The organism is Brenneria sp. L4-2C, from assembly GCF_040240335.1.
Taxonomy (GTDB): domain Bacteria; phylum Pseudomonadota; class Gammaproteobacteria; order Enterobacterales; family Enterobacteriaceae; genus Brenneria.
Genome location: NZ_JBEIAC010000062.1, coordinates 1 through 679 on the forward strand (window position 1 = coordinate 1; position 679 = coordinate 679).

The 679-nt window shown below is 50.8% G+C and carries 1 rRNA gene; it reads left to right on the forward strand.

Annotated elements, in window-relative coordinates:
* Window positions 1–138: 138 nt before the first annotated feature.
* Window positions 139–679: ribosomal RNA gene (locus tag ABRZ26_RS25035) — 23S ribosomal RNA — on the forward strand; the annotation flags it as partial.

Sequence of the window (679 nt, forward strand, 5' to 3'; positions counted from 1 at the left end):
TGCTCTTTAACAATCTGGAACAAGCTGAAATTTGAAACGATACAGCTGAACATTATCCGCAAGGGTAGTGATTTTGTTGTGTCAGAGTCTCTCAAAAATCACAGCGCGATGATGTCGAAAGACACCTTCGGGTTGTGAGGTTAAGCGACTAAGCGTACACGGTGGATGCCTAGGCAGTCAGAGGCGATGAAGGGCGTGCTAATCTGCGAAAAGCGTCGGCAAGGTGATATGAACCGTTATACCCGACGATACCCGAATGGGGAAACCCAGTGCAATCCGTTGCACTATCGTTAGATGAATACATAGTCTAACGAGGCGAACCGGGGGAACTGAAACATCTCAGTACCCCGAGGAAAAGAAATCAACCGAGATTCCCCCAGTAGCGGCGAGCGAACGGGGAACAGCCCAGAGTCTGAATCAGTTTGTGTGTCAGTGGAAGCGTCTGGAAAGTCGCACGACAGAGGGTGATAGTCCCGTACACGAAGATGCACAGATTGTGAGCTCGATGAGTAGGGCGGGACACGTGTTATCCTGTCTGAATATGGGGGGACCATCCTCCAAGGCTAAATACTCCTGACTGACCGATAGTGAACCAGTACCGTGAGGGAAAGGCGAAAAGAACCCCGGCGAGGGGAGTGAAATAGAACCTGAAACCGTGTACGTACAAGCAGTGGGAGCC